We start from the raw sequence: 15333 nt of genomic DNA, 5'->3' as shown, positions 1-15333 counted from the left end.
GATTTAAAAAGTTACATCCTTATAAAACAATAAGTTATAGTTTTAATTTGTAACCTATTAAAACGGTTACACGTAACCACAAAGTAACCCATTTGTAACCTTTTTCTATTACCATATTTATTTATAGTATCAATAAGATATAAGACTATTTTAATTTTGTAACCATTGTAACCGCTTTCCGAACCCCTCCCACAAATTCTCTATTTATATAAAAGACACTTAGTAATGCTCATTTATTGTACAATCCATTATGCTTTCACTTGTTTGTCATTCTGAGTATTTATAGCACTTACTTGATGGCTTTCTACAGATAAAAGAAAGGCTGCACATCGGCAGCCTATAGATAAATAGAGGAGAAAACTAACTCTCACTGTTTTCCTGAAATACCCAGCACTTAATCACTTCGGGTCTTTTAAGCGTACTCCCCACCGCAAGCGTGCTATTAAACTGGCTGTTTACCACACTTCGCACCGTCTTAACGCCCACAAACTTACGCATTCGCCCCGATTTCAATAAGTTCTTAATATCGGTATTCAATTGCATAGACTGGCGGTATTCACTGGCCACCTGTGCAATATGGTTAAAATTCACCGCATAAACTCCCTTTTCACCGCAATGATTCACACCAAAGGCCTCATTATCGTGTAAATAATCAAACAGCTCCCAAAACTCCATCACTTGCGGTTGGTCAAGTTGGATCGCCTGAACACGTTGTTTGGCCAACTCAATAATAAAGCCACGAGTTTGGCGAATATGTGCCGCTTTTACGGGTAAAACTAACGCTAACGTTTCCAATAATGCGATTAACTGTGCATGATTTTTGGCGATCCGCTCATGGTTAATCGCCTTATCCGCAAATAACTGCGCCTGTAAACTATCTACGCGCTCATTGTATTGCTTTAATATCGCCGCTTCTTTCATCAATACAGTTGGTAAAAAACCAGATAACTTTTCAATGGGATAACGTTCAAGAGCAATAGCTGCATAACGGGTTTCGACGCTCTGCTCTGCTTTATCTGTATATAGATGAATAATCCGTTCTAAAACGGCGCGTGACGCGTTTATCTCCGCGTTCTGTGCAATTACAATACTGCCTTTAAATAATGGCTCGTAGGTCTCATTACCGCTATTTTTCACCCCTAACGAACGCGTGGCACGGCCGTTATACAGTGACTTAAGTTCTTCCCAATCAAACGCTTTCAGCTTTGCATTATCTTGCACGCGATCACTTTCAATTAAACACACCGGCAAATTACTTATCTGTGAAAAGTTTCGTCCTCGAGCGGCAACACTCGATTTTGATGCATCGAACCCCTCATAATCTGCGCGGCCGCATAAGCGCCATAAAAACTCAATCAACGTACTTTTACCTGAACCAGGCTCACCGCAAATTTCTAAAAATGGGTAGCTTTTATGGGTTTTGCGTATCTGCTCCGCAAAGAACGAACCCAACCAAAACGCCAACACCACATAACCTTTTGCGCCAAACGCATCCCAAAGAGAACTTAACCAACTGGTATCAAATTCGCTAAAATCGGTATTAATGGCCAATGATGGGCTCAGGCTTAACGTCTTAATATCCAACTTATTAAGAGAAAAATAATCCTCCTCATTTAACGTAAAACACTTACCATCCTGCACTGCAACATCATTAAACACATACACACCATACTCTTTGTTATAACCCACATAATTTTGCGTGATCACCTCTTTGATATCTGGCAAAGCTTGTTTACAAATGCGGTCCAATTGCAAAGTTGTGCCAGTATAAACCGCTCCTTTGGCCACATGTAATAAACGCTTTTTGAACTCACTGGCACTGGTTAACTGCGAGGCGGTAAAGGTGGCTTTAACTTGTGGCTGACGAGGAAAATCGACGCGCATGTAATACCATGATTCGTCAGTTTCTACAGACTTTTGGAAATATAATGGTGTGGGATAACAATTAGCTATTTCAACTACCGTACCGGACTCTTTCACTGCTTTTTGTCTGGCCTCATCCTCATCTAAATCGGGTTCGGCATCATGAATACGCTCAATGGTTTTCATCATTTTATCGATATCCAACTTAAACCAATACAACCGGTTATCATGTTGAAAATCGAACTCTGAACGTTCCGTCCAGTTAAACATTAAACGCGCCTTTTCAAACGCAGTTGAGGCTAACAACAACTTGCCGTAATAGCGATAACGGGCAATATCGCGCTCCGTTAGCTTGCCTTTCATATGCAAGTCATTCCAATCGTTGCCACACTCTTTTTCAGCGGGTCTCGCGGCAGTGGCTCTCCAGCCATCATCATGGCTGCGGGCAACAAACTTTTTCATGGCACGTTCGCCAGCTGAGCCATTATCTAGCGCCCAAACCAACAACGGTTTTTTATTGTTACCTAGCGCAGCTCTCAGCGCATTCAAAGCAACTTCAGGGTAATTATGGCAAGTCATTAACGATACAGCAGCAATACCATTTTGAATCAAGCTAAGGGCATCAAAAATGCCTTCCGTTAGCCAAATCTCTTTGGTCTGAGTTAAATCCTGTTGCGGCAGTGTCCACCAATGCCCTTTATAAGAACCAAAAAAGTTAGCTTTGCGATCAAACCGTGAGGGTCTATCAATAATTCGCTCCCAATATGCCCCCTCGGGTAAAGCAAATTTCACCGTTGCCGCACCTAACCCATTGGCATGATAGCTAGACTCGGAATACAACCCTTTCAACGGGGCGATGTCTAGCCCTCTGGCGTGCTGTAAATAGGCATCTGCGGCTGCATTCGGGGCTTGTTGCGTTTTGGGATAGTGTGCTGACCAGTCATCAAATATATCGGGATAAATCTCTTTTACAATCAACTCAGCGCCACATTTATTTTCACGGCCACAACGCAACACAAACGGCATTTCAATTGAGGTAAATAGCTCTTTTTTCTTACAGTTTGGGCACACGCCTTGACGCAAATAGCCATTTTGCTCTTTAAATTGAAAGTCGTGTATAAGGCGAGGCAATAACGCCTGAATATGATATGATTTCATGTGATAACCTTAGAGCACACAATCAGCGTCCATCCCGCGGATTGTGTGCTTTTTATTTGCTTACAGAAAATGATTTTTCATACGCTGTAGTAATGTTTTTCTTTCAGTTCGAACAGAATTTGGCAGTCAATACACAAGGTGCAGCCAATCACCGCTTGGCGGCGGGCTTCTGGTATTGGGTGATCACAATTCTCACATTCAAACGCAGATACCCTACTCGCTGGCTTCCTAGCAGCTTGGATATTCTGTTCTAGCACTAATGCCGCATGTTCATTGGCGCGGTCGATAACATCAGACATAGTTAAGATCTCCCGCTTGTGACTCGAATTTATCCGCTTCATCAATCAATAACTGATGAATTTGCGCATAATCTAATTTCTCTGTTAATACTTTATCGGCTAATTGACGTTGACGATCAGCAAAACGATTCATTAATGATTTACGCTCATCTTCCCTATTCGCTTTTATATTTTCAGCCACAGGGGTAAATATAGGGTCTGGAATATGTCTCATTTTAAAACCTCATTTTTAGGTAATAAAAAGCCCTGACCAATAAAGGTCATTGTTTAGTGATTTGATTATTTAATTACTATCTAATTCTGATTATTTTCTATATTAATAATCACCTTTCGATATTTAATCCGATTTTTTTAACCATGATCGGCAACATGATGTGTAGTATATTTGCTATGCCTGCAATTTCTTGACCGGAATCAGGCATAACAGCCACCTAACATTACTTATTTAGAATTCTTCTGGCTGTAACAACATCAAGTCCCGCACTGTGCAAGTTATTAGCTAGCGCTTCCGCTATTTGGTTTAAATCGGCACTTGCAAGAAGATCATTCCATTGTTTTTTGCTAGTATAAGCATCAAAAACTAGTCCAAGCTGATAATCAATTAATTCACTGATTTTATTGTATAATTCATCATTGCTTTTGGCCTGTTTAGATAACAAAGGATTATCCATGTCTACTCCTGAAAATATTGTTAAATTTAATGAGGTTACTGGTATTACCCTTGCTCATTTATATGAAAAATTTCCAGTAAAAACATCTTTTTTACTATCCACTTTATTTCCTGATACCCAAATAATTTCAGCTGAAAATACAGGCATTCCACAAGTAAACTTAAATTCTATCTTTGTTTCATCAGCCATAGACTGGTTAATTGAAACCGGTTATATCACAGGTCAAATTGACCCAAGACAAGCTAAAAATCTTGTTTTAACATCCAAAGGATTAGAATTATTAAAGCTAATCCCTAATTCAATTGATGGCTCATCATCATTTGGTGACGAGTTAGTTAAAGCGACTAAAACAGGTACAAAAGAAGTCTTAGTAAATGTAGCTTCTAGCTTGTTAACTAGTGGTATCAGCGTTTTGTACAATACAATAAAGTGAAAGTTATTTTTTAAAGACGATGTTCGCTATATGAACATTGTCTTTGTACAATCTACACTCCCCAGAGATAATAGAATTAGAAACAATAATGTTTTGAAAATGCTTATTTTGATTATCGTTAATAATTAAATTATCAATTGATGAAGTCATTAAATTAGATTTTTGATTTAAAGTTAAATTACTTTCCACCTTTCATCCTCCACAACCCATCTATATATTTTGTCGCTTCAGCCATTGCATCAAACTTGCCGAACGACTCCCCTAAATGCCAAACGTGATAACGTGTGATTGGTGTCTGCTTCTTACGTGGTAACGTGATAATCGTAAACCCGCGATACACCGCACAATGATGGCTCACACGAATAACCTGACTCATTGCGGCTTACCTAAACCCAACCACACCAACCAACCGTCACGCATTTCCGCGGGTAACGACTCATAGGCCAGCCTTAAACCATTATTCCACGCAGGCAAATACACATAATTTTCCGCACGACTAGAGCCAGGTCTTTTCATCTGAACAATCGGTAACTTACCTGCTTTACGCATATCAGCCACTGCGCTTGCTGGCTTACCAATCAACTCAGCGAATTTTTCCTCAGTCACAACATCTGACAGACTTACGATTTTCTCTCTCATCTGCTACCCTCTTATGTCAGGCGCTTTCTAGCGCTTTAGGACTCTTTGCATCAATGCAAAGGATATATCAATTACTCGATACAATATGGAGTTCTCAATATAATGTCAAGAACGCAAGGAGAGAAATTGCGGCTTATTCGCAATTCCGAACAAATGACAAAAAGAGAGTTGGCAGATTTGACGGGGCTAAACTATGCCACTTATCACGGCTATGAGAGTGATAAATCTAAGATGACCTTTGAATCTGGCGTAAAAATATTTGCGGTTAAACGGTTCAGAAAATACCGAGATTGGTTCATGTTCGATGAGGTAAATCCTGAAGCTGGCCAAATCGCACCGGCTTTAGCGCACACTGGGCACGAAAATTCAGGCTCACCCCACTCAGACAAGAAAACTGGTTAACAATTTATCAGGCATTTTGTGAGGTTAACTCGCAAGGCCAATCGACCCTCGGAGGGCTTTCTTATGGCAATTAAGAAACTCGAAGATGGTCAATATGAAGTGGACATTAGACCGGCTGGCCGTCAAGGAAAACGCGTCAGACGTCGATTTGAGACAAAACACGAAGCCGTTTTGTTTGAACGTTACGCCCTATCAAACAAAATGCACAAAGATTGGTTAGATAAATCCAATGATATTCGGCCGCTACAAGACTTAATTGATTTGTGGTGGAACACCTTTGGCAAAAGTAGCGACTATGCGCAGGACACGTTATTAAGGGCAACACGCATTGCAACCGCACTCGATAACCCGCCAATGTGCTTATTAACCGATAAGCAATTAGCACTTTACCGCGAACTCCGGCTCGCTGCGGGTATCAAGCCCTCCACGATAAACCGTGATTTTTCAGCGATAAGCGGCATATTTACCGCCTTAAAGCGCACGGATTTATTCATGGGTAAGCACCCAATACGAGGGCTATCACGGTTAAAGCAAAAAGCGACTGAGATGTCCTATTTAACACATGAAGAAATCGGACTGCTGCTGAATATATTAAAAGGTGATAATAAAAAAGTGGCGATTTTATGTTTAAGCACCGGTGCGCGTTGGGGGGAAGCAGTTAAATTAAAACGCGAGCACGTGATCCAAAATAAAATCCGTTTCACTTTTACCAAAACGGGCAAAGCGCGCATTGTGCCGATTTCCCAAGAAGTCGCAGATGCTGTGTGTACGCGAAAATCCGGTCTGCTTTTTCCAAACACCTCTTATGATATGTTTAGAAAGCACATAAAGACCATTAAGCCTGATATGCCGCAGGGCCAAGCCACGCACGCATTACGGCATACTTTCGCAACCCATTTTATGATGAATGGCGGTAGTATTATTACTTTGCAGAGAATCTTAGGTCACTCGACATTACAGCAAACACTGACCTACGCTCACTTTGCACCGGACTTTCTTCAAGATGCGATTACGTACAACCCATTAAAGGGAGGAACAGAGTTAGCTTAATAGATTGTTCGTTTTAGGATGATTTTAACGACGAAAACCGAGGCAAATTTAACTTTTGCATGTCCACAAATTGTCCACACTGGGATGCATTTCTCCGCTGTAAGTACCACCAAATCAGCGTTTAGATCGTCCACAAGTTGTCCACACTTGAACACTTTTAGGCACTTTTGAGCCTTTTTTGTACAGATTATGCACAAAAAAAAGGCACTCGCCCCCGAGTGCCTTTTGACTACAACTCACTGAATATAAAGTAAATTACACCTATTCAGCGGTTCTGGTACTTGTGCGGATGAGGTAGTCAAATGCGCTAAGTGCGGCTTTTGCCCCTTCTCCAGCTGAAATAATAATTTGCTTATAAGGGACTGTAGTACAGTCACCGGCAGCAAAAATACCTTTAATACTGGTTTCGTTACGTGCATCGATCTCGATTTCGCCCATACGGTTTCTAGCAACTGTGTCGCCTAGCCAATTAGTATTAGGCAATAAACCTATTTGCACGAATGCTCCCGCCACTTCTAATAAATGTACGCTATCATCAGTACGGTCTTTATATTCGAGACCCGTCATTTTACTGCCATCGCCTTTTACTTCTAAGGTTTGTGCATTGACGATAATATCGACATTTTTCAGGCTACGTGCTTTTTGCTGTAATACAGAATCTGCTTTCAGTTCCGGAGCAAACTCCAGTACGGTCACATGCTCAACGACACCGGCTAAGTCAATAGCCGCTTCAATACCTGAGTTACCGCCACCAATAACGGCAACACGTTTACCTTTAAATAACGGACCATCACAGTGTGGGCAGAATGTTACACCCTTAGTACGATATTCTTGTTCCCCCGGAACACCCATATTTCTCCAGCGAGCACCTGTTGAAATAATAATACTGCGTGATTTTAAGATCCCACCCGATGCAGTTTCGATTTGGTGTAATCCACCTTCTTCTGCCGCAGGGATCAGTTTTGCAACTGATTGGCCATCAATGACATCAACATCATAGCTGTCCACGTGGTTCTTCAATGCGCCTGCAAAAATAGCCCCTTCCGTTTTGATAACTGAAATATAGTTTTCAATATCAACCGTATCCATAACTTGGCCACCAAAACGCTCGCCAATTACGCCAGTACGGATCCCTTTACGTGCGGTATAGATTGCCGCTGAAGCCCCTGCTGGGCCACTACCAATAACAAGAACTTCAAAAGGCTCACGCTCTGTGAGTGATTTCGCTGCACGCGCATCTGCGTTGGTATCAACTTTGCTAACAATTTCACTTAACGTCATACGCCCTTGGCCAAACTCTTTTCCATTCAGGAAAACCGCAGGAACGCCCATCACATTACGTTCATCAATCTCATTTTGGAAAAGTGCACCATCAATAGCCGTATGGCTAATATTTGGATTTAAAACTGCCATTAAGTTCAACGCCTGAACAACATCTGGGCAGTTATGACAAGATAAAGAGTAATAAGTCTCAAAGTGGAATTCGCCTTCAAGGCCTTTAACCTGCTCTAATAACTCTTGCGCTTCTTTAGATGGATGACCACCGATTTGCAATAATGCCAGCACAAGAGAGGTAAATTCATGCCCCAAAGGTGAGCCTGCAAAACGCAAACCACTATCTGTACCTGGGTTAGTAATTAAAAAAGACGGTGTTCTTAGTGCGCTATTGCGCTCTTCACGTACAGTGACTTTATCTGACAGAGATGCAATTTGTTCTAACAGCTGCTTGATTTCATTTGATTTTTGGCTGTCATCTATATTAGCAACTAATTCAACGGGTTTAGTTAAACGTTCTAAGTAGGCTTTCAACTGTGCCTGTAAATTATTGTCGAGCATGTAATCCCCTTTAATTTTTATCATAAAATCGGGTACATATACCCGTCATGATCCAAGTTGCAGGCCTAAACACCTGCAACCTGAATTATTCAGTGTTAATCAATTGGGTTAGATTAATTAGATTTTGCCGACTAAGTCCAAAGATGGAGACAGTGTTGCATCACCTTCTTTCCATTTAGCTGGGCAAACTTCACCTGGGTGGCTTGCAACATATTGTGCTGCTTTAACTTTACGTAACAGGTCAGCTGCATCACGACCGATACCTTCAGCAGTAATTTCGATTGCCTGAATGATACCTTGTGGGTCAACAACGAAAGTGCCGCGGTCTGCTAAGCCTTCGTTTTCACGCATATTTTCAAAGTTACGTGTTAATGCGCCAGTTGGGTCACCGATCATGGCATATTTGATTTTACCGATAGTTTCTGAACTTGCATGCCATGCTTTATGGGTAAAATGTGTGTCAGTAGAAACAGAGAAAATTTCAACACCTAATTTTTGGAATTCTTCATAATGGTCAGCAATGTCACCCAGTTCAGTTGGGCAAACAAAGGTAAAGTCAGCTGGATAGAAGAAGAAAACGCTCCATTTACCTGCAACATCTTTTTCAGAAACTTCGATAAATTGGCCATCTTTAAATGCTTGGTTAGTAAATGGTTTGATTTGAGTATTAATTAATGACATATGATGTTCTCCTGTTTGGTTACCTATTAAGTTACTGTTTTACAGCAGCTTAATCCAATCATTACCCACTATTGATTTGATAGGTACAACCTAATCATGCACCAATAATTAATAGGTGAAGCATTAGAACGCTTACTGAAAAATTCAGCAAGCGTTTTATGCATTAATGGATATTTTATGTACAGTAGGTTATGCCATGGTGGCAATCGTTTTGCGAAAACGAATGAGTGCGAGAGAAAAGAATACAGCACCAATAACAACAAGAACCGCAAATTGAGGCCAAACAATTTGGAAGCCAGCTCCGCGATATAAAATCGCTTGAGCAAGGCTAACAAAGTGCGTTGTCGGCATGGTTAGCATAATGTCTTGAACAAGCTGAGGCATACTTTCTCGCGCTGTCATTCCGCCAGAAAGCATATTTAATGGCAATAACACTAAGATCATCAACAAACCAAACTGAGGCATGGAGCGTGCAATCGTCCCCATAAAAATACCAATCGACGTTGTCGCAAATAAACTCAAGGCCACCCCACACATAAACAATAAGATAGAGCCTTCGATTGGTACTTGTAGCAATGTTTTTACAACCAAAATTAAGGAAACACCAGATGCAATCAATACCACCAGCCCCATTGACCATATTTTCGACATCATAATTTCAAATGGCGTTAGTGGCATGACCATCAAATGTTCGACTGTACCGTGTTCCCGTTCGCGGATTAGTGCAGCGCCCGTTAAAACAATCGATAACATCGTAATATTATTAATGATTGCCATAACAGAACCAAACCATGACTGTGTCAAGTTAGGGTTAAAGCGCATCCTCACTTCCAAATCAACAGGTAAACTTGCATTACTACGGTATTTTGCTAAAAATTCATTCACTTCCCCTAAGGTAATATTTTGAATATAACTATTTCCTAAGAAGGCTTGGCTCATCCTTGTTGCATCAATATTTACCTGAATTTCTGGGTGCCGTCCGGCAAGCACATCACGTTGAAAATTAGGCGGAATATCTAGCGCAAAAGTATATGAACCACGATTTAACAAACCATCAATTTGATCTGGTGTGATATCCGCGGGTGGTAAAAAATAAGGCGCATAAAAGCTATTGATTATCCGATTTGATAACTGTGACTTATCTTGGTCAGCAATCGCAATGGGCGCATTATGTAAAGAGCCGGGAGTCACCGTTGCCGACGAATAAATCGATACCGTAAAAGCAAAGACAATCAAGGCTAGCATCGCTTTATCGCGGCCTAAACTGCGTAACTCTTTGACTCCTAGGTTAAAAATATTCTGAATTTTACGTATCATCGCTATGCCTCCTGCTTTTTCAGGAATAAAACACTGAGCCCAATAACCAATGGAACAGTGATCAGTAATGGGATAAACGATGACTGTAAATCGAATAAATTTAGTCCCTTAGAGAAGGTTCCTCGCGTGATAGTTAAAAAGTGTGATGTTGGATAAACCATCCCAACCCAGCGGCCAATACCTTCCAATGATGAAACTGGGTCAATCATTCCTGAAAATTGTGTTGCTGGTATCAGAGTGATGATAGAAGTACCAAAAATTGCTGCAATTTGGCTTTTCATAAAGCATGAAATTAATAACCCCATTCCTGTTGCAATACTGATATACAAAAATGCGGCCAAGGTTAACGTCAGAAAACTACCTTTAAATTCAACACCAAATATATAGACGGACAGTATGCAAAGTAATACAAAGTTAAACATGCCTAATAAAATATAAGGGAGCTGCTTTCCAAGTAAAAACTCTAATTTGGTGATCGGAGTGACATAAAGATTGATAATCGAACCAAGCTCTTTTTCCCGAACAACACTCAACGCGCTAAGCATTGCGGGTATCATCATTAATAATAATGGAATAACTGCGGGAACAATCGCCGGTAAACTACGAACATCTGGGTTATAACGATATCGGGTTTCAATGTCGATAGCTGGCATACCAGCAACGCCAACGGGTTGGCGAGCAGCCATCGTACTTAGCCATGCTAAGTGCATCGCTTGCACATAGCCACGCACAGTTTCAGCGCGGTTTGGCATCGCACCATCAATCCACACGCCAATTTTAACGTTATTGCCGCGTGCAACGTCCCTTGCGAAGTTAGGCGGAATTTCAATCGCAACGGTAATCTTACCGCTACGCATACCAGACTCTAAATCATCATAATCCTTGATTGGTGGTTGTTCGATAAAGTAACGTGAACCTGCTAAGTTCAGTGTATATCCCTGACTTAACCCTGTTTGGTCGCGATCTAGTACGGAAAAACGTAAATTTTCGACATCCATACTAATACCGTAACCCATAATAAACATAAGAATTACAGTCCCTAATAACGCGAGTGTTGAACGCACTGGGTCACGACGTAATTCCATCCCTTCTCGAATGGAATAACTGAATAACCGACGTAAACTAAAACGTTTTTTTAACGCTTCGGTCGCTTGTTCTTTCAGTTCAGGGTCAACATGGAACTCAGGGGCAGTTTCTTGCCCTTGTCCTGCATCCCCCACAGCATCCTGTAAATAAGCAATAAAGGTTTCTTCAAGCGTGCCGAGGCCTCTTTTTTTGGTCAGGTTAGCAGGGGTATCACAATCTAAGACTTTACCTGCATGCATGAGTGAAATACGGTCACAGCGCTCTGCTTCATTCATAAAGTGCGTAGAAATAAAAATTGTGACACCGTCACGTCTTGATAGATCGACCATCAAATTCCAGAACATATCTCTGGCAACGGGGTCTACTCCCGAAGTTGGCTCATCGAGGATTAACATTTCAGGTTCATGAATAACTGCGACAGCTAAAGATAACCTTTGCCGGATCCCCAAAGGTAAATCGTCAGGCATTACGTCTCGCACATCATCAAGTTCAAAACGCTGGCACATTTCGTCCACTCGCTGGGGAATTTTGTCCTCAGCTATATGAAAAAGCTTGGCGTGAAGTACGAGATTTTGCTCAACACTCAATTCACTATATAGTGAAAATGCTTGCGACATGTAGCCGACACGCTTGCGTGTTTCGATATCTTTCGGATCTATTTCTTGACCAAATAGCCATGCTTGCCCTTCACTGGCTTGTAATAAACCCGTCAACATTTTCATAGTGGTTGATTTACCACAGCCATTAGACCCTAAGAAACCAAAAATCTCCCCTTTTGGGATCTTAAAATTCACATGGTCAACAGCGACGAAGTTACCAAAACGCATAGTTAGGTCTTGGGCTTCAATAGCAATAATATTGTCTTCTGTGGTATCACGTGGAGGGATCACGACTTTTTTGTGGCCACTGCGTTTTTCTTCAGGTAGTAATTCAATAAACGCAGCTTCAAGATCATCACATTGAGTTTGGGCTTTTAATTCAGATGCATGACCTGTAGCGAGCACCTTGCCATCATCCATTGCCACTAACCAATCAAAGCGTTCGGCCTCTTCCATATAAGCCGTTGCGACCAAAACGCTCATATTGGTTTGTCGCAAACGAATGCGGTCAATTAAATCCCAAAATTGCGCACGAGATAACGGGTCAACCCCTGTAGTAGGTTCATCCAAAATTAATAAATCGGGATCATGAATTAGCGCACAGCATAACCCAAGCTTTTGTTTCATCCCTCCTGATAACTTGCCTGCTGGACGGTCTTTAAATGGCGCAAGCCCTGTACTTTCAAGCAAATCCTGAATCCGATATTCACGCTCAGCTTTTGATTGGCCAAATAAGCGGCCAAAAAAGTCGACGTTTTCATAAACAGATAACGTATGGTAAAGGTTCTTCCCTAAACCTTGCGGCATGTAGGCGATGCGAGGGCAAACAGCTCTACGATGCTCAATATCACTCATATCACCATCAAGTACCGTTATTTGGCCTTGTTGAATCACTCTTGCCCCTGCAATCAGGGAGATCAGGCTTGATTTTCCTACACCATCAGGGCCAATCAACCCAACCATTTTTCTTGCTGGGATGGAAAGTACAATATCATCCAACGCACAATTGTCACCATAATGTTGGCTGACATGTTGTATATCGATAATCACATCATCCATCAGTTTATTGGTCATTGTGGTAATCTCACCTCTAATTCAGCAGGCCAAGATTCATTAGGGTCTAAACGCACATAAGCTTTTCCGGGCAGCCCTGTTTTCACATATTCTAGATGTTGCTCTAATAATTCAGGCGAAATTCGTGCACGCACTCTGAACATTAATTTTAGGCGTTCATTTTGTGTTTCTACGGTTTTCGGTGTGAATTGAGCAACACTCGCCACGAAAGTGGTTTTGGCTGGGATTACGATATTTGGTGCAGCGTCAAGTATAATGTGAACATCACTGCCTAAGGCAACTTTTCCTGCATCTTCAGTCGGTAAGAAAAATGTCATATACACATCACTTAAATCGACCATGTTCAAGACTCGCCCGCCAGCGCCAAGTACCTCTCCAGGCTCAGCGACACGATATTGAATACGCCCGTTTCTTGGCGCTTTTAGAATACTGTCATCTAAGTCCGCAATAATACGGCGTTCCGTTGCTGTCGCTGCATCAACACGGTTTTTCGCTTGGACTATACCAGCGCTTGCAGAATCAATGGCTGATGTCGCGGCGGCAACTTGAGCTTTTGATGCTTCCAGTGCTGCACGAGAGCCTTGCATCTGTGCTGTATCATCATCGACTTGTTGCTGAGATACGGCGTTGGTTCTCACCAAAGCTCTAGAACGATTTAACCGTTTTTGCGCTGCGTCTAACTCCGCTTCACGTTGACGAACAACAGCCTGGGCTGCAACTTTTTCGCTTTTACGTTGCGCTAAAGCAGACTCGGCAGTGGTCACTGCACTGATGGCTTGGCGTAATTGTGCCTGTACTTCATGGAGTTGCTCTTGGAGTGCTCGCGTATCCATACGAGCAAGTTCTTGCCCTTCTTTAACAAAATCCCCTTCTTTTACATTAATCGTTTCAATACGTCCTGCCGTCTTAGTGGCAATATCAATTTCTGTTGCTTCTATACGGCCGTTACTTTGAGCGAATCCAGCGGGTAGACCACCTGAATTAACATTCCAGTAATAGAAACCACCCGCAACAATAATTAATATTAAAATGATGTAAAAAGATACTTTTTGTTTATTTATTTTCATACCATCCCTTTCCATTAAATGAGAAAACAAGGAACAACAATTATTTTGATTATTAACCTGGTGATTATTAATAAAATGACATAACTGTCTCTATACGAAATAAATACCCTTAAAACTAAAAATATTATTTTTATTTAAAACTTGGCCAAGTAAGTGTTAGCACTACCATTAAATTGGCTATCTACTTAATTTAATGGCATTTTATCAACATTTGGTTTAAGTTTAGTTGCCTTATGTCACAAAAAAACAGAATAAACTCACAAAAATCAGGATAAGGCATTAATTGTACATATTTAATTCAAAATAAAAAAATAAAGCCAGTAACTTAATTTACTGGCTTTATTCAACGATGTTTGAATATGAATAAATATTAGCTTGCGAATGCAGCAATCACTTTTTCATCCATTCGGTAACGAACCCATTCATCTTGCGGTTCTGCGCCAATACTTTTATAAAAATCAATTGCTGGCTGGTTCCAATCTAAAACACTCCATTCCAGCCGTTGGCACTTTCGTTCTACGGCTAACACTGCAATATGCTTGAGTAACTTCTTTCCTGCACCCGCGCCACGAAAATCTGGGGAGACATACAAATCTTCTAAATAAATACCATTATTCCCTAACCATGTTGAATAACTCGTAAAAAATACGGCATACCCTGCTGGCTGGCCATCCACATAACAGATTAAGGCTTCTGTGCTTGAATTCGCTCCAAATAAGGAATTTTCAATATCAGCTACCGTGGCTTTAACTTCGTGACGTGCTTTTTCATAATCTGCCAATTCAATGATCATATCTAATATCAAAGCAGCGTCATCACATGTTGCGGGTTTTATTTCTACGTTCATTTGGGGCTCTCTTGTTTTTTGAATCATGATTTTAAACGCTACATAGCAAGAACCCAATTCACAGCAATATTATTCATTTCTTCGCGCATGATATAAGTAACATTTATACCTGTATATGCTTTTTCCCATAATAATCAGAGAGCGCATTTTCGGATCTTGTTGGTTAAATAACATATTAGCTATAATTCTCTCATCGATTAACTAAATGAATATTAAGGAGGCTAATTTATGTTGTTGTGTGATCTTATTGAATATTCACACTTCTTTGGTAATCGCCAGAGCTCAGGCTTTCACAGTTTTATACTGCGATA

General features: G+C 41.0%; 15 protein-coding genes. 3 read left to right on the top strand and 12 right to left on the bottom strand.

Annotation, left to right across the window (positions count from 1 at the left end; all coding sequences use genetic code 11):
* Positions 1–360 precede the first annotated feature (360 nt).
* The 4 genes from PSE83_RS02665 to PSE83_RS02650 all read right to left on the bottom strand — a co-directional run bounded on the left by PSE83_RS02665 (position 361) and on the right by PSE83_RS02650 (position 3991).
* On the bottom strand, positions 361–3021 hold the full coding sequence (locus tag PSE83_RS02665; protein WP_210783517.1) for a toprim domain-containing protein: 2661 nt from the start codon (positions 3019–3021) through the stop codon (positions 361–363).
* A gap of 77 nt (positions 3022–3098) precedes the next feature.
* Positions 3099–3320: a TraR/DksA family transcriptional regulator gene (locus PSE83_RS02660; RefSeq protein ID WP_272660625.1), complete on the bottom strand. Its 222-nt coding sequence runs from the start codon at positions 3318–3320 to the stop codon at positions 3099–3101.
* Entirely contained in the window at positions 3313–3534 is a 222-nt protein-coding gene (locus PSE83_RS02655) for a DUF2732 family protein (protein ID WP_004254744.1), read from the bottom strand. The genes PSE83_RS02660 and PSE83_RS02655 overlap by 8 nt, the downstream gene beginning before the upstream one ends.
* Before the next feature lie 223 nt (positions 3535–3757).
* Positions 3758–3991: a hypothetical protein gene (locus PSE83_RS02650; RefSeq protein WP_181469268.1), complete on the bottom strand. Its 234-nt coding sequence runs from the start codon at positions 3989–3991 to the stop codon at positions 3758–3760.
* Between PSE83_RS02650 and PSE83_RS02645 the strand changes: the two genes are divergently transcribed.
* Complete coding sequence (locus PSE83_RS02645; protein WP_272660624.1) at positions 3990–4424, top strand: hypothetical protein; 435 nt, start codon at positions 3990–3992, stop codon at positions 4422–4424. The genes PSE83_RS02650 and PSE83_RS02645 overlap by 2 nt on opposite strands.
* A gap of 178 nt (positions 4425–4602) precedes the next feature.
* Here PSE83_RS02645 and PSE83_RS02640 read toward each other — a convergent pair whose 3' ends face one another.
* Together PSE83_RS02640 and PSE83_RS02635 are read right to left on the bottom strand one after the other, a co-directional pair.
* Complete coding sequence (locus PSE83_RS02640; protein WP_164528875.1) at positions 4603–4800, bottom strand: hypothetical protein; 198 nt, start codon at positions 4798–4800, stop codon at positions 4603–4605.
* The gene (locus PSE83_RS02635) at positions 4797–5063 is read right to left on the bottom strand and encodes a Cox family DNA-binding protein (RefSeq protein ID WP_076913935.1); all 267 of its coding nucleotides are present in this window, start codon (positions 5061–5063) and stop codon (positions 4797–4799) included. Before PSE83_RS02635 ends, PSE83_RS02640 begins: the two co-directional genes overlap by 4 nt.
* Positions 5064–5165: 102 nt before the next feature.
* On the opposite strand from PSE83_RS02635, the gene PSE83_RS02630 reads away from it, so the two are divergent.
* Positions 5166–5465: a helix-turn-helix transcriptional regulator gene (locus PSE83_RS02630; protein WP_004254765.1), complete on the top strand. Its 300-nt coding sequence runs from the start codon at positions 5166–5168 to the stop codon at positions 5463–5465.
* Positions 5466–5528: 63 nt separating this feature from the next.
* A complete protein-coding gene (locus PSE83_RS02625; protein ID WP_272514545.1) occupies positions 5529–6515 on the top strand; it encodes a phage integrase in 987 nt (328 codons plus the stop codon).
* 261 nt (positions 6516–6776) lie between these two features.
* Here the strand turns inward: PSE83_RS02625 and ahpF are convergent, their stop codons facing one another.
* The 6 genes from ahpF to PSE83_RS02595 all read right to left on the bottom strand — a co-directional run bounded on the left by ahpF (position 6777) and on the right by PSE83_RS02595 (position 15022).
* On the bottom strand, positions 6777–8351 hold the full coding sequence (gene ahpF, locus PSE83_RS02620; RefSeq protein ID WP_036957764.1) for an alkyl hydroperoxide reductase subunit F: 1575 nt from the start codon (positions 8349–8351) through the stop codon (positions 6777–6779).
* Between the two features lie 117 nt (positions 8352–8468).
* Positions 8469–9032 (bottom strand): alkyl hydroperoxide reductase subunit C, encoded by a 564-nt coding sequence (gene ahpC, locus PSE83_RS02615; protein ID WP_004254784.1) that lies wholly within the window; start codon positions 9030–9032, stop codon positions 8469–8471.
* A gap of 189 nt (positions 9033–9221) precedes the next feature.
* On the bottom strand, positions 9222–10346 hold the full coding sequence (locus PSE83_RS02610; RefSeq protein WP_164456325.1) for an ABC transporter permease: 1125 nt from the start codon (positions 10344–10346) through the stop codon (positions 9222–9224).
* Positions 10347–10351: 5 nt separating this feature from the next.
* Positions 10352–13108, bottom strand: a complete 2757-nt coding sequence (gene rbbA, locus PSE83_RS02605) for a ribosome-associated ATPase/putative transporter RbbA (RefSeq protein WP_164565297.1) — start codon at positions 13106–13108, stop codon at positions 10352–10354.
* Entirely contained in the window at positions 13105–14175 is a 1071-nt protein-coding gene (locus tag PSE83_RS02600) for an HlyD family secretion protein (protein ID WP_036957769.1), read from the bottom strand. The genes rbbA and PSE83_RS02600 overlap by 4 nt, the downstream gene beginning before the upstream one ends.
* Before the next feature lie 370 nt (positions 14176–14545).
* Entirely contained in the window at positions 14546–15022 is a 477-nt protein-coding gene (locus PSE83_RS02595; protein WP_036957770.1) for a GNAT family N-acetyltransferase, read from the bottom strand.
* Positions 15023–15333 lie beyond the last annotated feature (311 nt).

The sequence above is a fragment of the Providencia sp. PROV150 genome (genome assembly GCF_028481025.1).
In the GTDB taxonomy this organism is placed as follows: Bacteria; Pseudomonadota; Gammaproteobacteria; order Enterobacterales; family Enterobacteriaceae; genus Providencia; species Providencia hangzhouensis.
This window is presented reverse-complemented; position numbering and strand designations above follow the sequence as displayed.